Consider the following 19,694-nt stretch of genomic DNA (forward strand, 5'->3'; position numbering starts at 1 on the left):
CTTTCGGCCTAGGCCACCTGGCCTATGCACTTTCCGCAACACGCTTTAGAGTGCGCGTAATGCGACAGGATTTTCCTCAATTGGCCGGCGACATCGAGACGGCCGCGGAATTGCGCGAACTCTACCGCGCCGCCGAAGCGCGAGCTGCTCGATTACGACTGTTATCGCTCAGCGGGCGGGAACTGGTTCAGGCCGAACCCGGGAGCATGGATTCTATCTTGCGCAAAAGCGCTGAAAGGCTTGCCTTGTTCTTGGGAAGCCGTTCGGGGAGCTTTACGCGGGATCCGAAATCTTCCGGCTTTCCGATTACAATCCCTGGCAAGGGCAATCTGGGCCATGCAGCGGTGGTTGTTGCCGGTTTTCGCTCCCTCGACGATATCATTGACAAGGAAGACCGCGACGCTTGTCAGACACTTCTCGGAATGATGGGGTCTGCAATAGACAGGGCCGATCGCGAAGATGCCGTAGAGAGCCTGCTCGAAACGCTGAAGGATCGCGAAATCCGTCTCGAACAACTCGTAAGCCGGATTTTCTCGGCGCAGGAAGACGAGCGTCGCCGGGTCGCGCATGATCTCCACGATGGCGTAGCGCAGTCAGCCACCGCTCTGGTGCGAATGCTCGAACGGTCAGCCGATCTCGCTCATCGAGCGGATGATGCAGACGCTTCGGCCCGAACGATCGAAGTCGCTCGCGGACTCGTAAAGGAACTGCGCAGGGTCATTGCAGGATTGCGTCCAACCATTCTAGACGATTTGGGATTGATCGCCGCTTTGCACGCGCTTGCAGACGCGTTGGAACAGGACGGGTATTCCGTGTCGCGAAGGATCGACGACGATTTCCGGCGACTGCCGGGCTACGCTGAAACCGCGCTTTATCGCGTAGCTCAAGAAGCATTCTCGAATATCCGCAAGCATGCCGGGGGGCCGTGTCCCGTCATCATTGAGGCCACGTCCGGCAGTGATCCTTACGGCCCCTCACTTCGCATTACGGACAATGGTCACGGTCCACAAAATGCCGCTTCCGGTCACGCTGCAACGAACGATGGGCACCAAGTGGGCATTGAAGGGATGAAGGAACGTCTGGCGGTCATTGGTGGCTCGCTCGACTGGGGAGTCGGCGAGCACGGTGGAGTGATAGTAGAAGCCAGACTTCCGGGAGCTGGCCAGCGATGAGCTTTCCGCGCATCCTCATCGTCGATGATCACCAACTCGCCAGAGAGGGTTTGAGGGCGGTGCTCGATGGCGCTGGCGCGGATGTTGTCGGAATGGCCTCGACCGGCGAGGAATCGGTCGAAATGACTGCGGCGCTCGAACCTGATATTGTTCTGATGGACGTGCGTCTTGGCGATGGCATTGACGGGCTTGAAGCGACGCGTCGCATCCAATCGCTCGGCTTGAACACGCGCGTCATCATGCTCACACTTCACGAAATGCCCGCCTATGTGCGCGAGGCCCTTGCTGCAGGGGCCGCCGGATATGTGCTCAAGGACACCGCGATCGGCGATTTGCGTGAGGCGATCGAGCAGGTCATGGCAGGACGCTCGGCCCTTCCTCTGGACCTGGTCGGAGCGGCAATGCGCGCGCCATCGCGGCCCGGCGGTCAGAGCGACCCGGCCGTCTTGCTGACCCCGCGCGAGCAAGATGTTCTTGTATTTGTCGCGGAGGGGCGAACCAATAAGGAAATCGCTCGCGAACTCGGCATCAGCCCGGCAACGGTGAAGGCGCATGTCGAGCGGATCATCGGCAAGCTCGGCGTGGCGGATCGAACTCAGGCGGCGGTCCTGGCCGTGACGATGAAGTCAGCGGCTTCCTGACCATGATCGACGGAGGCACCCGCAAAACTTCTCGGTTTTGGGCGGACCGGCCGCTCGCGGTTAAAGGTCTCGTAGTCGTCATTCTGCCGCTGGCAATTCTGCTCGGCTCGCTTGTGTCGCTCTATCTTGCGAGCAGTGCTGAAACACGCGCCGAGAATGACGTGCGCCGGGCGTTTGCCATCCAGCGCGACACATATCAGGTACACGCGTTGCTCGCCGAGGCTGCGGCAGGCGTGCGCGGCTATGTTTTGACAGGTGAGGAGCGGTTTCTTCAATCCTACCGGCAAGCGCAGGACGAGGTGCCAGCGACGATGGCGCGGCTCGATACGGCCATTGAAGACCCAGTCGTTCGCGGACATTTTGAGACACTGCGCCTGCGCGAGCGCGACAAGCAGGATGGCCTCAAGCAGATCGTCTCGCTGGCAGAAAGGGGGACGGAGGTGTCCAGCGAGGTCGAGGACGCGCTGATCGCCAACAAACTGGCTCTAGACGAGGTGCGCCGATGTATCGATGACATCCAACGCCGCGAAGCGATCGTACTCGACGAGCGCCGTGCGCGCGTGGACGAAGTGCGCCGCGGCTTTCTCGTCGTGACCGGCGTCAGCGCTCTTGTGGGCCTTCTGGGAAGCTTGTCGGCTGTTTATCTATTCTCGACCGGGATCGTGCGAAGGGTGCGCAAGCTCGAAGCCGACGCGCAGGCACTCGCCGAAGGGCAAAGACTGACCGATCGGCCCGAAGAGACCGACGAAATCGGCCGTCTCGCTCAGCGACTGGTCCGGGCCAGCGCACTACTACACGCGCGGGAACACGATCTGCGGACCAGCGAGGAGCGTTTCCGCCTGGTGATCGAGAGAGTGCGTGACTACGGCATCTTTGCGCTCGATCCGGATGGAAACGTGACGAGCTGGAACCTCGGGGCGGAACGGATCAAGGGCTGGCGCGCCGAAGATATTCTCGGTCGCCATTTCAGCAGGTTCTATCCGCCGGATACCAGGGATCACCTGCCAGCTGAAATGCTTGAGCGCGCCCGGCAGAGCGGCTCGGCCGAAGACGAAGGCTGGCGCGTCCGCAAAGATGGTACGCGCTTCTGGGCCAATGTCGTCATAACCGCGCTACGGGACGAGCAGGGGGAACTGCAGGGTTTCGCCAAGGTTACCCGGGATATGAGCGAACGTCGGCGTTCGGAAGATGCGCTCAGGACCGCGCGCGAGGAAGCCGAAGCTGCAAGCCTGGCCAAAAGCCAGTTCCTGTCGCGAACCAGCCATGAATTGCGAACTCCGCTCAATGCCATCCTGGGGTTCGGACAGTTGCTCGAAATCGACGAGGAGAACTTTCAAGGCAATCATCGCGAGGCAATTGGGCAGATCACCAAGGCCGGCAGGCATCTCCTGTCGCTCATCAACGATCTGCTCGACATCTCGAGCATCGAGGCAGGAGGATCGGATCTCAAGCTCAACCGGATCGAGATGAACGAGCTGCTCGACGAGGTCCATGCGCTTGCGTTTCCCATAGTCGCGAGCGCCGGCCTTTCCTACGAACTCGAACAGGCGGAACAGCCGGCATTCGTCCGCGCTGACAGCCGCAGGGTTACCCAGGTCATTCTCAATCTCGTTGGCAATGCTGCGAAGTACAACCGCGGGGGCACGTTCGTTCGCCTCGCCTGCATATCGGGCGACGATTTCGTGAAAATCACAGTGGAAGACGATGGCCCCGGTATTCCCGCCGAAGTAGCCGAGCGGCTCTTCACGCCGTTCGATCGCCTTGGCCAGCAAGACCGCGCCAAGATCGAAGGAACCGGTCTGGGGCTTGCTCTTTCCAAGAGCCTGATAGAATCCATGGGCGGCGAAATTGGGTACGAGCCCTTGCCCCGAGGCTCCCGTTTCTGGTTCAAGCTCCCGCGTCCGGTAGCCGAGGACGATACGCCCGCCGATGACCTTTCACCACTGACCGAAGAGACATCATGCCAGCTCGACTGATCGACACCGCCGAAATTGTCTCGCGCCGGATTCTAGCCATCGATGACGAAGAACCCAACGTCCTGCTTCTTCGCAGCCTGCTGGAGCGCGAAGGCTATACCGATATCCACTGCCTGACTGATCCGAAGTCGGCTCTGGCGGCCTACATCGATCTCGAACCGGACCTCGTGTTACTCGATCTCATGATGCCCGAGGTCGATGGGTTTCAGCTGCTGGAGGCTTTCGGACGCCACGACCGGGCGGAAGAATTCAGGCCGGTACTCGTCTTGACGGCTGATACGACCCTGCAGGCGCGCCGCCGGGCGCTGGCCTTGGGGGCAAAGGACTTCGTCGCGAAACCCTTCGACGTTGTCGAGGTCGCGCTGCGTATTTCAAACCTGCTCGAAACGCGGGTCCTCTACGAACGCCTCAGGGACTCCTGACCATTTGTAGAATGCCTGTCTTATCCCTGCGCGATCACTGCGAACAGGAACATGCAATTACCGAACACGAGCATTCCGCCGAACACACGTCCCACCCCTTGAATAGACATACCGCGCAGAGCACTGCGAGGAAGGAGACGGTCATGGATGTCCGGAAGCCGACGATCACTAACGCGACCATCAGGGGCATAACGCCAGCCTTTTTGCAAGGCCAACCGCGCGCATGACGGGGATCGCCTCCGACCAGTAGCGAGACCAGTCCCCCACAAGGGACCGCGCGTGACGAACAGTTCGGCCAGCGCCGCCAGCACATCGTCGCTCTTCAGCTTACGCGCCACGGGCAACGCCATGCACTCCCGGCTCGCCTCGTCGATGATCGACAGGATGCGGTATTTGCGACCATCGTGGGTGCGACCCTCGACGAAGTCATAGGACCAGACGTGCCCGGGATATTCCGGCCGAAGCCGGATGCACGATCCGTCGTTCAACCAGAGCCGCCCGCGCTTCGGCTGCCTTTGCGGCACCTTGAGCCCCTCGCGTCGCCAGATGCGCTCGACCCGTTTGCGGTTCACATGCCACCCTGCATTGCGCAGCAACGCCGTCACTCGGCGATAGCCATAACGACCATATTGCCGCGCCAGCGCAATGATATCCGCGGTGAGAGCTGCTTCGTCATCGGCCCCGCGAGGCACCTTGCGCTGTGTCGATCGATGTTGCCCGAGCACGCGGCAGACCCGTCGCTCGGACACCGGCATCATCATTCTGATGTGATCGATACAGCGCCTTCGGCGCGCGGGGCTCAGAAGTTTCCCCGGGCGGCCTCCTGCAATATCAGCTTGTCTAGCGTCAGGTCCGAGATCGCACGGCGAAGCCGCACATTCTCCTTCTCCAGATCCTTCATCCGACGTGCCTGATCGGTCTTCAGGCCGCCATATTCCTTACGCCACCGATAATAGGTTTGCTCGCTGACCGCGATCCGCCGACACGCCTCCGCGGTCGTCGCGCCCTGCGCCAGCACAACCTCCGCTTCACGCAGCTTGCCGATAATCTCTTCCGGGCGATGCTTTTTGCTCGGCATTCCATGTCTCCTTCGTAATCCAAAATATCATCAATTTTGGACCACTCAGAAGGGGGCAGATCAGATCGTCAGATCGACCATAGGCTCCTTGTTTGCGCTCACTTGCTTCAGGAGCGGGGCAATCACTTCAGGCGAAGGCTCCGCTTCAATATGGAACGAAACCAAATGCTCTCGTGGACATTTGGCTGCCATTGCGAAACTCCTTGACCCATATTGCGCAAATAGGCCGCCGGGTGCCACCGGCTGCGGCTTTCGACATCAGCCGCAGCCTTCACAGAATTAGTAACGAACCGTCAATTCCAGGCCGATCGTCCGCGGCGTGACGACTTCTACCTGGGTCATGGGTGTGAGTGAGAACGGGTAGAAATTGCGGTTCGTCCGGCCACGGCTTCCGCCGAGATTTTCCGCAAATACTTCTACCGACCATTGATCGGCATTCACGCCCAGACGGGCATTGACGATCGTATAGGCCGGCAGGCGGCTGTTCGCAGCCAGCGTCGGATTAAAGCGCGTGTTGCGGTCGCCGGTGTTCTGCACGCTAAGGAACGCAAAGCCCTCGAGCGTTTTGGACAGCGCATGCGTATAGTCGATCGAGCCGTTGAATTGCCATTTGGGCACGAAGGGCGCCCGGTCTCCTTCCCGGCCACCAACAAAGCTCAGATCTTCGGTCAGCTTGCTGTCGGTGTACCCCAGGCCGCCGCGCAGTGTCAGCCCTTCGGCGGGCCGGATGATCGTCTCAAGCTCGGTGCCCGTGATGTCGAGGCCCCCAGCGTTGACGAAGACGTTGAAACCGCATCCCAATTGCGCAGTGACCTGCGGGTTCTTCCACTTGATCTTGTAGGCGGACACATTGACCGTAAGCGCCCGGTCGAACCAGCTGGTTTTGGCGCCGACTTCATAATTCCACAAGCTGTCAGACTTGAAGCTGTCGGGAGCGGCGCTCAGGCCGCGCGCCGCGAGATCGGCTGCGCAGGTCGTGGCGGGGACCGGTTCGTTGGTACCGCCGAGCCGGAACCCCTTCGCCGCCTGCGCATAGACCATATGATCGCGGTCGAATTCATAGGCGAGGTTGAACTTGGGGTTGAACCCGTTTTCCTTGTTCCGGAAGGGAAAGGTGCCGGTGTTAGGATCCGCGAAGATGCCTGCGAACTGGACGATAGAGCTCTGTTTCGCGTCGAAGTAACGACCGCCAACCGTGGCCTTGAGTTTGTCGCCGATCGGCACGACGATTTCGCCGAACAACGCGATCTGCCGTTCTTTCAGATTGATGTCGCTGGCGAACAGCTGGTCACGATTCGCCCCGAATGCCGGGCTGCTGAAACCGCCCGCCGCATCGACGCCCGCCACAGTCAGGTCCTGATCAAAGTGGTTGCGCTTGTTTTCGTAAAAAGCGCCCACGGTCCACTGTACCGGCGAGCTCGATTTGGACGACAGGCGAAATTCGCCGCTATAATCGCGCTGGTCCGCATTGTTGCCGATCACCCCGAGCGGCAAATTGCGATAGGTCGGCGCCACGAAACTGACGAAGGTGCCAGTTTCGATCAGATAGCCCAGGTCCTTCTTGCGATAGGACCCGACCAGCGTGACGTCGAACGGGTCGAGTTCCTGGTTGACCGTCAGCGAGGCGATAAGATTGCGGTCGACATAAGGCTCGTTCACCGCGACCGTCGTGTTCAGATACCCCGCCTCCTCGGCATAGACACTACGCGCAGCATGACGGGATTTCTGATAGGAGACAAAACTGTCGATCGTTGTGTCGGCACTCGGCGTAAAGCGCGCGGCGATCCGTCCGCCCTTGCTCACTTCGCTGTTCACATTGTCCTCGCCGGTCACGACATTGTCGATGAAGCCGGCGTTATGCTTGTAGAAACCGACCGCGCGGATCGCGAATTTATCCTGTACGACAGGGATGTTGACCATCGCGTCGATCGTACGCGTCGTGCCGCCATGGTCGATGCCCGCCAGCTGGCCTTTGGCGCTCGCTTCGAAATCGCCGGCGTCAGGCTTTCTGGTGATCAGGCGAATGGCTCCAGCCATCGAACCCGCACCATATAAGGTGCCCTGCGGCCCGCGCAGCACCTCGACGCGCTCAAGGTCATAGAGCTTGAGGTTGGGGCTGAAGCGCTGGACCGCGATCGGCGTCTCGTCGATGTAGAGCCCGACCGTCTCCTTGATCTCGGCCTGGTCCTGATTAACGGGTCCGGTCGTGACCCCGCGCACGACGACCTGCGTGTTGGCGCGATTTCCGGTCAACGACAGACCGGGGGTCTGCCCGGCAAATTCTTCGATCGAGTCGGCACCAAGCTTCGACAATTCCTCCGAACCAAGCGCACGAATGCTTGTCGGGACATCTTGGACGGTCTCCGAGCGCTTGCGTGCGGTCACCACGATTTCGTTGCCGCTGGCTTCGCCCACCGCCTCATCGGCGGCTGGAGCAGCCCCCTGCGCCTGAGCCAGCGCGTGCGAGCCATGCATGCTGATGAAGCCGACGGTCAGCATCAGCACGGCGCGGTTTGAGAATGAAGCCACGGGGTCCCCCTTTTCGATTTCCAACGGTGTTTTCGATGACATGTCATTATTGTGTATTTTATCCAATATCAACGAGAATCTTTGTCGACGTCGAAGCACGGACATGCCTGCGCGGATGGAGAGCGCATTAAAATTTCAAATGGATTCGATCTATATATTTGATATTAATGTATAATATCTCGACCTCACACTCGCCTCCGCCCGACAGAGCAATTTTAGGAATGGAGATTTTATCCAATTGAACTTTCACGCCCTTAGCTGTATCAAAAGTGAAGAGACTGCCTTCCGGCATCCTCACGGGTCATTTTCGGGCAAGGATATGATGGACACTCTCGTCAAACAGCCGACTGGCAAGTTTCGCCGTATGACGGTTGCCGACTCGGCGACCGACGAAATCCGGCGCCGGATACTCGCGGGCGAACTTGCCGACGGAACACCTGTTCGGCAGGACGCGCTGGCGGAAGAACTCGGCAGCAGCCGCATTCCGATCCGCGAGGCGTTATCGCGCCTCGAAGCCGAAGGCCTGGTAGCGAGCTACCCGCATCGCGGATATGTCGTGACGGCGCTGTCGCGCGACGAGATCAAGGAGTTGTTCGAGCTGCGCGCGATGCTCGAGCCCGAACTGCTTCGCGTCGCCATCCCCCGGATGACCGAGGAGCATTTTGCGGAAGCACAGGCCGTGCTCGATCAATATACCGCCAATCTCGATAGCGAGGACGTCCATTTATGGGGTGAGCTCAACACCCGCTATCATCTGGCGCTTTATGCGGCATCGGAGCGGCGCAAGACGATCGAAATCGTCCGCAGCCTGCTGGTCAACACCGACCGCTATACACGGCTCGTCATCACGCTCGACCACGGCGTCGACAGCGCCAAGGATGACCATGGCGGCCTGCTGGATCTGTGCCGGCGCGGCGCAATCAACCAGGCGGTCGCGTTGACACGCGACCATATCCAGCGCGCCGAGGCTGGACTGCTCGACATGCTCGACAATCAGGCTCCCTGACGCATCATGACATCACAGAAAATAATCGATGTCGCCGTCGTCGGGGGCGGCATCATCGGCATCGCATCGGCGCTTGCGCTGCAGGCCACTGGCCGCTCGGTCGTCTTGATCGACCGTAGCGAACCCGGTGGCGGCTGTTCGGCAGGTAATGCGGGTGTGATCGCCACCTCGTTTGTCCTGCCGCTGGCGAGCGTCGCGCATATTCTTGCGGCACCGCGTATGCTCCTGAGCGCCACTGGCCCGCTATCGATGCCCCTGCAACACACGGGACATTATGCTTCATGGATGTACCGTTTCGCACGAGCGGCGACGCCGAAACGTCGGCTTCATGCGATCGCGTTGCTGAAACTGCTCAACGGCCGGGCCCTTGTCGCATGGCGCGATCTGTTGGGTCCGGGCCTTGCGGCTCAGTTCTTGCGCGAGAAAGGCATGCTCGACATCATTCGCGCAGATCGCCCCACGAAGAAACTATGGGCACACGCCGAAGCGCTCGCGTCAGAAGGCATCGCGCTCGATCGGCTTTCTCCCGACGAGGTTGCGGATCTTGAGCCATCGCTCACGCGGCGAATAAGCGCCGGCGTTCTGCACCGGGATGTTGCCCATGTGACCAATCCGCTGGACCTCTCGCGCGCTTTGGTGACCCGCTTTCGGACCGGCGGCGGCGAGGTGCTCCAGCGCGATGTCTCCACCGTGGCGCCTGAAGGCGACGCGGTTGCGATCCGCTGCGCCGATGATCGAATTCTGGCGGGCAAGGCGCTGATCGCGGCAGGCTGGTGGTCGCGCCAGCTCGTCGAGCCGCTAGGCCTCGCCTGCCCGCTGCGGGCCGAGCGCGGCTATCATGTCATGCTGCCCGGCAACGCCGATCTTCTCGGCAGGCCGGTGTCGTTTCATGAGGAGTCCTTCCTTGCCACCCCCATGTGGGGCGGGCTCCGCCTCGCCGGAACCGTCGAGCTGGCCCCGCCGTCCGCCAAACCGGATTGGCGGCGCGCGGATATGCTGCCCGATCTTGCCGAAGCCTATCTCCCGCCGCTCGACCGCGAGGGCAGCTTGCGCTGGATGGGCAGCCGGCCGTCGTTCGCCGACTCGCTGCCGGCGATCGGGATCGTGCCCGCCGCGCCGAACATCCTCTACGCATTCGGCCATCAGCATCTCGGGCTGACCCAGGCGGCGGTGACCGCAGAATATATTCGCGAACTGATCGCTGGCTCGGCGCCCGCTAATATCGAAAACTTCTCTCTCGCCCGGTTCGGCAGGGCTTCTGCACGCGCATTCGCAGACCAGGAGCTGGCAGCATGAAGCTCCTCGACGACCGACAGATCCTTGCGCTCGCGCTCCCCGACGAACTGATCGATGCCATCGAACATGCCTTTGCCAGCCCATTTGGCGCACCCCAGCGGATGCATTGCCACTTGCCGGGCGATGACAACGCAACCTTGCTAATCATGCCAGCATGGCAATCGCGCAGCGAACTCGGGGTCAAGATCGCGACGGTTGTGCCGGACAATTCGGTCAAAGGGCTTCCGACGATCAACGGCATCTACCTTCTGCTCGACGGCGATACCGGCATCCCGCAGGCCATATTGGATGCGCCTGCGCTGACTGCCTTGCGCACCGCCGCCGTCTCGGCCGTCGCGTCGCGTCACCTCTCACGCCCCGACGCGCAGTCGCTGTTGCTCGTCGGAACGGGTGCCTTGATTCCGCATCTCGCCCGCGCGCATGCCGCTGTCCGCCCCCTCGAACGCATCATGATCTGGGGCCGGAATCCCGACAAGGCGCGGCGCGCTGCGGATATGCTCTCCGGCGTGGCGGATCGGATCGAGGCCGTCTCCGATCTCGCGCGTCATGTTGCGAAGGCCGACATCATCAGCTGCGCGACGCTCAGCCGCGTCCCGCTAGTCGAAGCCGACTGGGTCGTCCCGGGTACACACATCGATCTCGTCGGGAGCTTCGCGCCGGATATGCGCGAAGCCGATAGCGACCTCTTCGCGCGCGGCCGCCTCGTGGTGGATACGCAGACCGCGCTTCGAGAAAGCGGTGACCTTATCGAGCCTTTGCGCCGGGGTCATATCGCCGATCCTGCCGTGGACCTTGCTGCATTGCTGGGCGACGCCCGCCTGGGGCGCCGGCATGACGCGGACATCACGATCTTCAAGTCCGTCGGGACCGGGCTCGCGGATATTGCTGCCGCCCGATATCTTCTGGCGAAGTCCGAGGCGGCAAACCGGACGATGGAAGTTCAGGCATGACTGGCACCCCGATGACATACCCGCCGAGAGAGCAAGCCTGGTGGATGGTTGCCGTCTTCTGCTTCGCCGGCTTCATATCCTATACGCACCGGCTGATCCTGAGCGTGCTGGTCGACCCGCTCCAGATCGACCTCGGCATCGGCGACGCCAGCATCAGCCTGCTGCAGGGGGCGGCCTTTGCCATCATCTACGTTCTGGCGGGACTGCCGCTCGGACGGCTGGCCGACCGTGGCCGCCGCCGCCGTATCCTGATCGGCGGCGCGCTGATCTGGTGTACCGGGTCGATCCTGTGCGGTCTCGCGCCGGGCTTCTGGACCCTGTTCGCCGCCCGCGCGGTTGTCGGTATCGGCGAAGCCGCGCTGGCCCCCGCCGCAGCGTCGATGATCGGCGACGCCTTTCCTCCGCATCAGCGTGGCACCGCAATCGGCGTGTTCTTCATGGGCATGGTGGTGGGCGGACCGGCGGCGGTCGGGATCGGCGGCGTCCTGCTGGGAGCGGCGCAAGACGGTGCGTTTCTGGCCGTCCCGTTGCTCGGCACCCTTGCGCCCTGGCGGATCGTGCTGATCCTGATCGGGGTGAGCGGGCTCCTCGTGCCGATCCTTTTGCTGACTGTACGCGAGCCCCAACGGTTGGAAGCGATTGAGCAAGCCCCACTTTCCCACGTCATCGCGCGGCTTGCCTCGGACCGTCTGGTCCTCGGTACATTGCTGATCGCGATCGCGCTGCTTTCGGTTGGCGACTATGGCCTGTTGTCCTGGGTGCCATCCGTTCTCTCCCGCCTGTTCTTGTGGAAGCCGGAGCAGATTGGTTCGATTTTTGGCCTTGTCACCGCCATCGCCGGTATCTTTGGTGCGTTGCTCGGCGGTGTGCTCTCCGATCTTTTCGCGCGACGCGGCGGCGTGCGCGGAAGGCTTGGCTTCAGCATGGCGGCGGCGTCTCTTGCAGGTGTTGGCGCCCTGCTCGTTGCAGCGCCGCATCCCGCGTTGGTGCTGCTCGGCCTGGGTCTGTGGACTTTATGCTCGGCGATCGCGGCAACCGCGGGCGTCGCGGCGCTTCAGGACGTCATTCCCGGCGACCTGCGCGGTATCGGCATGTCACTTGTGGCATTCTGCAACACTCTCCTCGGCCTGGGCATGGGGCCTACGGCTGTTGCCTTGGTCACCGAGCGCGGGTTCGGCAATCCTCTGGCAGTCGGTTATTCGGTGGCCTGCATCGTCGTGCCGGCGGCGATGCTGTCGATCGGACTATTCCATATGTCGCGTAGCGCACTGTTGCATAAACGAGGAGGACGCGATGGCTGAAACGACGAACCCGCTGCCACGCGGAATCCCGCAAGACGCGATGGTGTGGGACAATCACGCCTGCATGCCGCTGCGGCCCGGCGATGATGCCTTTCTCGATCAGCTCGCGCGATGCCGTGATGCCGGTTTGACCGCGATTTCGCTGAATGTCGGTTTCGGCGATCAAGGCATTGCCGAACATGTCCGCATGCTCGGTCATTTCCGTTCGTGGCTCGCAGCGCGGCCCGACGACTATATGCTGATTGGGTCTGCTCAAGATCTTCGCGATGCGAAGGCGAGCGGCAGGCTGGCTGTGCATTTCGACATCGAGGGCATGAATGCACTGGGCGAACAGGCGAGTCTCGTTCACCTATATTACGACCTTGGTGTCCGCTGGATGCTGATCGCCTATAACCGCAACAATCCGGCGGGCGGCGGATGCCTTGACGACGACGGCGGGCTGACCGCGTTCGGACGCGAAGTGATCGGCGAGATGAACCGCGTCGGCATGACGCTGTGCTGCACGCATACCGGTTATCGCACCGCGCGCGAAGCGATCGACCTGTCAGCCGATCCGGTGATCTTCTCCCACTCAAATCCACGCGCGCTGTGGGACAATCCGCGCAACATCCCCGACGACCTGATGCGCGCCTGTGCGGCGCGTGGCGGCGTGATCTGCCCGAGCGGCATCGGCATCTTCCTCGGCGACAATGACAACAGCACGGAAACCTTCGTCCGGCATATCTTGCATGCGCTCGATGTGGTTGGCGAAGATCATGTCGGGATCGGCCTCGATTATGTATTCGACCCCGCCGAACTCGACGAATATGTCACCGCCAACCCCGCCCTTTTCCCAAGCAAAGGGCAATATGGCGCGGGCATGAAAATGATTGCGCCGTGGCGTCTTCCTGAAATTTGCGACGCGTTGCGCGACCGGGGAGTAAGCGATCCAACTCTTTGCAAGCTGCTCGGCGGCAATCTTTTGCGGATAGCCGATCGAGTATGGCGCTGACCTGATGCCATCGTTGTGATCTCTGGTGCGGCCCCCTTTAATACTTGATCACCGCAGGGATAGTTGGCCGATTGCGGTCGGACAGCTTGCAAACACGAGTAGTGAAAAGCAGACGTGCCGGCGATCATTCAATCGCATGTAACTGCGACGCGTTCCGGACTCGACGCTGCCTCTTGCCGACGGGATCGCGGCCATAGGCGCCGGTATTGCGGCGCCACGCACAAGCCAATCCGACGCAAAGACGTGAAACGAAACTTTGTACCGTTATGAACCGGATCGTGGCCGACGTGATTGCAAAACCGCAATATTTGGTTCAAATATGCAAATGGTTCAACGAAACCAGACGCTATTCTCGCGCTATTCGAACGCGGAGGGGGACTTGGAATATAAATGTGCGGCTCGTTCGGGCCACACCCTGAAGAATGAAGAAAGCGGTCGCGGTCAATTGATCGGGGCCGTTGTAAATGCACGCGAAAGCAATCATTTCTTTAATCTTGAAGGCTATCGATCGCCGCCATTGCACGGGCTACCCTGGCAGCAACGGTGTCCGAGCAACCTTGACGCAGGCTCGGCATTGCGCATAGGGGCCACGCCGTGGCTATTGACTCAGGAGTCGAAAGATGAACTTCTTCGAGCAGAAACGGGGGGCCACAGCAACTATGTCGCAAGATACAACTGCACGGCAGCTCACACCGACGACATCGCAGCACTCGGTCGAACTGTGCGATGTCCGTCTCGACCTTCAATTGTCGCGCGAAACCTTGTCGCGCATGAGCGAGGTCGATCACCGCACGACGCGCGCCTTCACCACGGCTACCCGGTTCGCCTTTCGCTGATCCGTGCGGCATCGCCTGCCGCATGACGCAGCCCGAACTGCTCATTACCCAGCCTGTCGGCCTTCACGGGTTCGCCATCGACGATAGCGGTCGGTCGCAGCTCGCGGAAATGCTGAGTGCGGGACCCGGCAATGAAGCGGCCGGAGCGATCCTCGACCATGTCGCGCGTCTCGGTGGCTGCTACGCGATCGTCGAGGAACCGTACACCGACCAGGATTACTCGTCGGACTACGTCAATTTCTACGCGTCGGCGTTCAAGGACTATTCGCGGCGAACGAAGCGCAACCATTTCTTCAACGCCGACGTCGCCGACATTTTCAAGCAGTCGATTTCGGCGCAGATCGAGGCGCTTTCCGGGTGCAAATCCTATCTTGGCTTTACGGTTGTGCGTCCGATCCGCCAATCGCCTATCGGGCGGACCATCCTCCGATTCCCGGACAAGATCGCGGGCCACACGGTTCGTTGCGCAGCGCGGGCGAAGTTCCGTGCGCATTTGCTGGGGGCGGAGCTGCACGTCGAAGGGGCGCCCTTCATCCAGCAAGACGCGCGGGTAGGCGCCTGCGCCCAAGCGGCGATCTGGATGGCATGCCGGCCGATCCACGAGCGGCACCGCCGATCAGGATGGCATGCGGTCAGCGATATCACCCGGCTCGCGACCACGCCGACTGACAATGAATTGAGCGCGGCGCTGCCGCATGGGTCTAAGGGGCTCAGCCCTCTTCACATCGTTCGCGCCCTCCGCGGCATGGGGCACCAGCCCTATTGCGCGAACTATGGCGACGAGGATGTGGATGGTTCCGACGCTTCGGCGGTGGCTGATGTCGTAGAAGCGGATGCTTCCGCAACGGGCGATCCGGCAGCTCTAGCAGGCTGTTGAAAAAGTGGTAGCGCGCGAGGGCTGATCGTGATTCACTTTCCGGGATCTGGAGGTGATCGATGCGCGGTTCTGACGAAGGCACGGGAGCTTTGTTTTCCTATGTTGATATAGAGGCGCGGATAAGGCGGGATCATCCGCTTCGGCAGATCCGGCAGATAACCAATACGGCATTATCGGCGCTGGACGGGGATTTCGAGGCGCTTTACCCGCGCCGGCTCGGCCGGCCCTCGATCCCGCCGGAGCGGCTGCTGCGGGCCATGCTTCTGCAAGTATTTTACGGGCTTCGATCGGAGCGCCAGTTGATGGAACGGATCGAGTTTGACCTTCTGTTCCGCTGGTTTGTCGGATTGGGTGTCGACGAGGCGGTCTGGGACCATTCGAGCTTCAGCACCAACCGGGACCGGCTGCTCAGCGGAGAGATCGCCGCCAAGTTCCTGCGCGCGATTTTGGCCCAACCGAAGGTAAAGCGGCTGATCTCAAGCGATCATTTCTCGGTGGACGGTACGCTGATCGAGGCCTGGGCGTCGATCAAGAGCTTTCGCCGCAAAGATGGGAGCGACGATGACCCCCAGGGTCCGGGCCGCAATGCGACACGCAACTTCCACAAGGAGAAGCGGTCCAACGAGACCCACCAGAGCACGACCGACCCCGAGGCACGGCTCTACAAGAAGGGCGACGGCCAGCCTGCCAGGCTTTGCTATATCGGCCACGCCCTGATGGAGAACCGCAACGGGCTGGTGGTGGACGGCGGCATTACCCAGGCCAGCGGTACCGCCGAACGGGAAGCCGCGCTTGCGATGCTGGACCGGCGCCGACGGCGGCGTCGGATCACATTGGGTGCCGACAAGGCCTATGACGTGCGGCAGTTCGTGGAAGATTTGCGCGAGCGGTCGGTCACCCCCCACATCGCGATCAACGGGCATCTCTCGAAGAATGGCAAGGCGCGCGCGACTGCCATGGATCGGCGCACCACCCGTCACCCCGGCTATGCGATCAGCCAACGCTGCCGCAAGCGCATCGAGGAGGTGTTCGGATGGGGCAAGGCTTCGGCCGGCCTCGCAAAGGTCAAGCTGCGAGGACGGGCCAAGGTCGATGCGGTCTTCACCCTCGCCTTGGCCGCCTACAATCTGATCCGCTTGCCCAAGCTCCTCGGAGCGTTGGCATGAGCCCCGGCGGCAAATGGCGCATCGTCGAGATGCCTGACTTCCCGGCCGATTATCCCGATATGGTCGAGCCAGCCTATATCCTGTTCGAGCATAAGGGCGGAGGCGAGTTTGCCTTTGGCTGCTGCACCGGACACATATGGGAAGCGAGCAGCGCGGAGGCGACCAGGATCGACTTCTCCTGGGACGGCAGCGACGAAATGACCGAAGTATGCGGAGATGGCTCCGCCGAACTCCAGCCAGACGGCTCTCTCTACGGCGAAATCTGCTACCGACACGGCGACGAATATCCCTTCATCGCTCGCAAATGGACTTCTTCAACAGCCTGCTAGAGGCCGGCCTGCTCGACACTGCGATCCCCACCATCGTGCGCTATCTCGATTCTGCGCTCCCGGTGATTCTCGGCATGGCGAATATTCATCATGACGAGCGGGACGGTCATGCGATTACGGCGGTCGGCTATGTCGAGTCTTCGGCACCGGTCCGTGCTGGCGATAGCTACGATTGCTTCGTACGCGCGCTCGTCGTTCACGACGACCAGCATGGGCCGTATCGCCTTCTCGCGCTTACCGCCGACGACGTCGCCGCACTTCCCGCCGACCAGCTCTTGCGGATCGATGGAGAACCGGTGATCGCGGCCGATGAAGTCACCCATATTTTTGTGCCGCTGCCGCCAAGGGTCGTGCGGCTTGGCGATCACGCCGACCTGATCGCCAAGGAGGTGGTCGGCAAGATACGCGATCAGCACTTGCAACTCGGACAGGCGCTTAAGTCCTTGCCCAAGGAGGCGATCGACACGCTTCAGGCTTTCTTCGATCTCAAGGACAGCGGGCAGCTCGTCTTTCGGACCTATCTCACGACTGCCGCGCGTTATCGCCACCATCTCGCGGCGGCCGCGCTTCCCGAGGACGTAAAGATCCGGGCAATCAATCGCGAACTGCCGCATTTCATCTGGGTTACCGAGATTCTTGATCGCGACGCCTCGCCCGGAGCGCCGGGCGAACCGCGCGAACTGCTAGGTCATACGGTAGTCAATGCCACGAGCGCGATCGAGAACGACACCGACCTCTTGTTCGCGCACCTGCCGCATCTCGATTTTCAGCGCGACGTCAACCCGAAGGACGGCGAAGGCGACTTCCGCGACCACTTCACGGGCGTGAAGCTCGGTGGTTCATACCGTCAGCGTATCCGCAGCTAGGGGCGCGGCATAACCGACGGCAGGCTAACATTGTCCGGAAGCATCGCGCTCGTCGCCACCACCGCTTTGGGATTACGCAGCGTGAGATCGACAAAATCGCAATAGGTCCCGCTCGCGAGCGCCCGGCAGAGCTGTCCCACCTGAAGCGCGGCCGCGACGACCGCGGTCGATGGCACGCCAAGGCTCTGACCAGCGATCGCGAGCGCGCCGCATTGCGGGAGCCGACCTTCCACCACAAGCTTTTCGAGGCCGGGGTTGAGGGCAGCCTCGGTCGGGCCGGTGACATCCGGCCAGGCGGTCTGGGGAGTCATTCGGCCTGGGAAGGCGTGAAGGCGCAGATCGAAAATTTCCTCCGCGCTGCTGCCGAGCCCGGCGTCGATCACGAGGTCAAAGCGGCCATCGGCGGCGAGCCGCCGGGCGTCGAGATTATCGACGCCGGCAAGCGCTACTCGCGGCTCCCCGTCTTCGGGCCGGCTAGATGCCCCGAAACTGCGCTCGCAGATCCGGGTCTCGAAACCGAGGCGATCGGCATAGGCGCCGAGCATGCGGGCCTTGCGATGACCGATCCATGCCGGTTCGGTCAGGATTTGCGTCAGCCGATTTTCCTCACCGACGCGATCGCGATCCTGGACGAGGAGGTGGGTCAGCCGACGGTCGGCAAACGGCAGCAGCTCGAGAAGAAACATTGTCGCCTGGCCAAGATTTCCAAGACCGAGCAGCCAGAGCGACGCAGGCAGGCGCGTAATGTCGCCCGGGTCGATTTCGGGCGCGGCAGGATCCCACAGCGATAGGGTCAGGGGCTGGCGGCCTGCCAGCAGGTCGCCCAGAATATGTCGGCGAAAGGCTTCGCTGACCGCAAGGGCGCCGGCCGCGGCGCCGGCAATTACATTGCCCTTGCCTTCGCTTTGGGCGGGATAGGGTGCGACATGGGCTCGCCAGCCCGACACCGTCAAATAGAGATCGGCGGCCGACTGCGGATGGCTGCCGATGTGAAGGCGGTAGGGCTTGGCCGGGATATTGCGGCTACGGCATCCGGCCGCTTCCAGGGCGCGCATGAGCGGCGCCCCGACATGACTGCCGACAATCACGGGCACCGGATCGAGGCCACCGATAAAGACCCCGCCGCGAAACATGCGCGAAGCGGTAGCCGCGATGGCCAGCGCTGCAGCTTGCCCCCATTGCGTGGCCGCCGCTGCCGCATCGATCGACAGCTGGACCTGCCCGCCCTCGAGCCGCGCTCGCGCCAGATCGACGTCGGTTCCGATATCATGTTCCAGAAGCAGTTGCGCTATCCGGTCGTGCTCGAACTGAACGGTCATGCGAACCTCCGCAGACGAAAGAAGCCGGGGCCGCGGGCACTGTGATCCGCCCAGTCCGCACCGCCGAGATATTCGTAAATTCCGATTTCGCCCGGCCCCGTCCGGCGCGACGCGAAGTCGGGGACGATTAGCGCGAGATGACCGCGCCGGGGCATCATGGGGTGCGCCCGGTCGGTGCTGCTCTGACCATAGCCGCCGGGATGCGTGTGAACATCAGCCACGACGCGCCAGCCATGGCGCGCGCAGACGTCCCAGACCTTGTCCATCTGGCCGCCGTCGAACAGGATGATGCCCTGCAAGGCGTCCGGGTCGATATCGTCGTAGAGAAGATAGCCACGCACGAAGCGGTGGTCGCCTTCGATTGTGCCAAGCAGGAAGGCTCCGCTTTCGCGGCGGCCTTCGCCGCGCTGCGCAAGATCATGCAGCAAGCGGGACCACAGCCGCGCCGGGCAGTTCAAGCGAACCGGGGGCGACAGACGCGCCGCAATAAAGCGGATCAGCGAGAAGATCATGAACGGTCTCCAGATAATCGGTGATGTCGCAGCCGGCGCGCCAGGCAAGGTCGGCATATTGGTCGGGCCAGTGCGTTCGCCCGATCCGGTCGATGGGATGGTAGAGGCACGGACCCCAGGTCGAGAAGCTGGGCAGATACGCTCCGCCGCTCTGGCGGGGCCGCTCCTCCTGGATCAGCGCCCGGTCGAGCGCGCCGTGCCAGAGCTCGCCGGTGGGCGCGAGCGCGGGATAGCCGTCGCAGCGCAGCCGGAGCAGGAACCACTCGGGACTGTCCGGCATCGGCGGCGCCGCGATCTCGAAAAAGGCGAAGGGAAAGGCGAGTCGCGCGAGCCGCCAGCGGCCCCGCTCCTCGCCGATCCGAAACGCCCCGGCGACAAGATCGCGCCGCAGCGCGGCCTCGTCGGGCGGAAAGGCGGGCAGTTCCAC

At 62.0% G+C, this 19,694-nt stretch carries 20 protein-coding genes and 1 pseudogene; 14 read left to right on the forward strand and 7 right to left on the reverse strand.

Annotation, left to right across the window (positions count from 1 at the left end):
- The first annotated feature begins 80 nt into the window (after window positions 1–80).
- Genes CDQ92_RS02035 through CDQ92_RS02050 form a run of 4 tightly spaced genes read left to right on the forward strand, consistent with a single transcriptional unit; the run spans window position 81 to window position 4,211 of the window.
- Window positions 81–1,172: a sensor histidine kinase gene (locus CDQ92_RS02035; protein ID WP_201792022.1), complete on the forward strand. Its 1,092-nt coding sequence runs from the start codon at window positions 81–83 to the stop codon at window positions 1,170–1,172.
- Complete coding sequence (locus CDQ92_RS02040; RefSeq protein WP_088439622.1) at window positions 1,169–1,813, forward strand: response regulator; 645 nt, start codon at window positions 1,169–1,171, stop codon at window positions 1,811–1,813. The genes CDQ92_RS02035 and CDQ92_RS02040 overlap by 4 nt, the downstream gene beginning before the upstream one ends.
- Before the next feature lie 2 nt (window positions 1,814–1,815).
- Complete coding sequence (locus CDQ92_RS02045) at window positions 1,816–3,789, forward strand: sensor histidine kinase (RefSeq protein ID WP_088439624.1); 1,974 nt, start codon at window positions 1,816–1,818, stop codon at window positions 3,787–3,789.
- The gene (locus CDQ92_RS02050; RefSeq protein ID WP_088439626.1) at window positions 3,774–4,211 is read left to right on the forward strand and encodes a response regulator; all 438 of its coding nucleotides are present in this window, start codon (window positions 3,774–3,776) and stop codon (window positions 4,209–4,211) included. The genes CDQ92_RS02045 and CDQ92_RS02050 overlap by 16 nt, the downstream gene beginning before the upstream one ends.
- Before the next feature lie 272 nt (window positions 4,212–4,483).
- Here CDQ92_RS02050 and CDQ92_RS02055 read toward each other — a convergent pair.
- The 3 genes and pseudogenes from CDQ92_RS02055 to CDQ92_RS02060 all read right to left on the reverse strand — a co-directional run.
- Window positions 4,484–5,289, reverse strand: a pseudogene (locus CDQ92_RS02055) (IS3 family transposase); the annotation flags it as partial.
- Window positions 5,290–5,349: 60 nt separating this feature from the next.
- The gene (locus CDQ92_RS21780) at window positions 5,350–5,481 is read right to left on the reverse strand and encodes a hypothetical protein (protein ID WP_268239238.1); all 132 of its coding nucleotides are present in this window, start codon (window positions 5,479–5,481) and stop codon (window positions 5,350–5,352) included.
- An 87-nt stretch (window positions 5,482–5,568) separates the two neighbouring features.
- On the reverse strand, window positions 5,569–7,818 hold the full coding sequence (locus CDQ92_RS02060) for a TonB-dependent receptor (protein ID WP_158213750.1): 2,250 nt from the start codon (window positions 7,816–7,818) through the stop codon (window positions 5,569–5,571).
- A gap of 319 nt (window positions 7,819–8,137) precedes the next feature.
- Here CDQ92_RS02060 and CDQ92_RS02065 point away from each other — a divergent pair, with 319 nt between their 5' ends.
- The 9 genes from CDQ92_RS02065 to CDQ92_RS02100 all read left to right on the forward strand — a co-directional run bounded on the left by CDQ92_RS02065 (window position 8,138) and on the right by CDQ92_RS02100 (window position 16,570).
- Window positions 8,138–8,824 (forward strand): GntR family transcriptional regulator, encoded by a 687-nt coding sequence (locus tag CDQ92_RS02065; protein ID WP_201792023.1) that lies wholly within the window; start codon window positions 8,138–8,140, stop codon window positions 8,822–8,824.
- Between the two features lie 6 nt (window positions 8,825–8,830).
- Window positions 8,831–10,120 carry an NAD(P)/FAD-dependent oxidoreductase gene (locus CDQ92_RS02070; protein ID WP_088439630.1) on the forward strand — a complete coding sequence of 430 codons (1,290 nt, stop codon included), beginning with the start codon at window positions 8,831–8,833 and terminating at the stop codon, window positions 10,118–10,120.
- Window positions 10,117–11,070 carry a bifunctional Delta(1)-pyrroline-2-carboxylate/Delta(1)-piperideine-2-carboxylate reductase gene (gene lhpI / locus CDQ92_RS02075; protein WP_088439632.1) on the forward strand — a complete coding sequence of 318 codons (954 nt, stop codon included), beginning with the start codon at window positions 10,117–10,119 and terminating at the stop codon, window positions 11,068–11,070. The genes CDQ92_RS02070 and lhpI overlap by 4 nt, the downstream gene beginning before the upstream one ends.
- Window positions 11,067–12,371 carry an MFS transporter gene (locus CDQ92_RS02080; protein ID WP_088439634.1) on the forward strand — a complete coding sequence of 435 codons (1,305 nt, stop codon included), beginning with the start codon at window positions 11,067–11,069 and terminating at the stop codon, window positions 12,369–12,371. Before lhpI ends, CDQ92_RS02080 begins: the two co-directional genes overlap by 4 nt.
- Entirely contained in the window at window positions 12,364–13,362 is a 999-nt protein-coding gene (locus CDQ92_RS02085; protein WP_088439636.1) for a dipeptidase, read from the forward strand. The genes CDQ92_RS02080 and CDQ92_RS02085 overlap by 8 nt, the downstream gene beginning before the upstream one ends.
- Before the next feature lie 659 nt (window positions 13,363–14,021).
- The gene (locus CDQ92_RS21025; protein WP_158213751.1) at window positions 14,022–14,198 is read left to right on the forward strand and encodes a hypothetical protein; all 177 of its coding nucleotides are present in this window, start codon (window positions 14,022–14,024) and stop codon (window positions 14,196–14,198) included.
- Window positions 14,199–14,220: 22 nt separating this feature from the next.
- On the forward strand, window positions 14,221–15,075 hold the full coding sequence (locus CDQ92_RS02090; protein ID WP_088439638.1) for a hypothetical protein: 855 nt from the start codon (window positions 14,221–14,223) through the stop codon (window positions 15,073–15,075).
- 59 nt (window positions 15,076–15,134) lie between these two features.
- Entirely contained in the window at window positions 15,135–16,241 is a 1,107-nt protein-coding gene (locus CDQ92_RS02095) for an IS5 family transposase (protein WP_088439640.1), read from the forward strand.
- Window positions 16,238–16,570: a hypothetical protein gene (locus CDQ92_RS02100; protein ID WP_088439642.1), complete on the forward strand. Its 333-nt coding sequence runs from the start codon at window positions 16,238–16,240 to the stop codon at window positions 16,568–16,570. Before CDQ92_RS02095 ends, CDQ92_RS02100 begins: the two co-directional genes overlap by 4 nt.
- On the opposite strand, the gene CDQ92_RS21030 is transcribed toward CDQ92_RS02100, so the two are convergent.
- A complete protein-coding gene (locus tag CDQ92_RS21030; protein WP_158213752.1) occupies window positions 16,567–16,893 on the reverse strand; it encodes a hypothetical protein in 327 nt (108 codons plus the stop codon). The genes CDQ92_RS02100 and CDQ92_RS21030 overlap by 4 nt on opposite strands.
- On the opposite strand from CDQ92_RS21030, the gene CDQ92_RS21035 reads away from it, so the two are divergent.
- Entirely contained in the window at window positions 16,867–17,436 is a 570-nt protein-coding gene (locus tag CDQ92_RS21035) for a hypothetical protein (RefSeq protein ID WP_158213753.1), read from the forward strand. The two genes, CDQ92_RS21030 and CDQ92_RS21035, sit on opposite strands and share 27 nt — an antisense overlap.
- On the opposite strand, the gene CDQ92_RS02110 is transcribed toward CDQ92_RS21035, so the two are convergent.
- Genes CDQ92_RS02110 through CDQ92_RS21040 form a run of 3 tightly spaced genes read right to left on the reverse strand, consistent with a single transcriptional unit; the run spans window position 17,433 to window position 19,694 of the window.
- Window positions 17,433–18,755 (reverse strand): hypothetical protein, encoded by a 1,323-nt coding sequence (locus CDQ92_RS02110; RefSeq protein ID WP_088439646.1) that lies wholly within the window; start codon window positions 18,753–18,755, stop codon window positions 17,433–17,435. The two genes, CDQ92_RS21035 and CDQ92_RS02110, sit on opposite strands and share 4 nt — an antisense overlap.
- Entirely contained in the window at window positions 18,752–19,183 is a 432-nt protein-coding gene (locus CDQ92_RS02115; RefSeq protein ID WP_088439648.1) for an MPN domain-containing protein, read from the reverse strand. Before CDQ92_RS02115 ends, CDQ92_RS02110 begins: the two co-directional genes overlap by 4 nt.
- Entirely contained in the window at window positions 19,173–19,694 is a 522-nt protein-coding gene (locus CDQ92_RS21040; RefSeq protein WP_088439650.1) for a DUF7665 family protein, read from the reverse strand. Before CDQ92_RS21040 ends, CDQ92_RS02115 begins: the two co-directional genes overlap by 11 nt.

The sequence above is a fragment of the Sphingopyxis bauzanensis genome (assembly GCF_002205675.1).
In the GTDB taxonomy this organism is placed as follows: Bacteria; Pseudomonadota; Alphaproteobacteria; order Sphingomonadales; family Sphingomonadaceae; genus Sphingopyxis; species Sphingopyxis bauzanensis.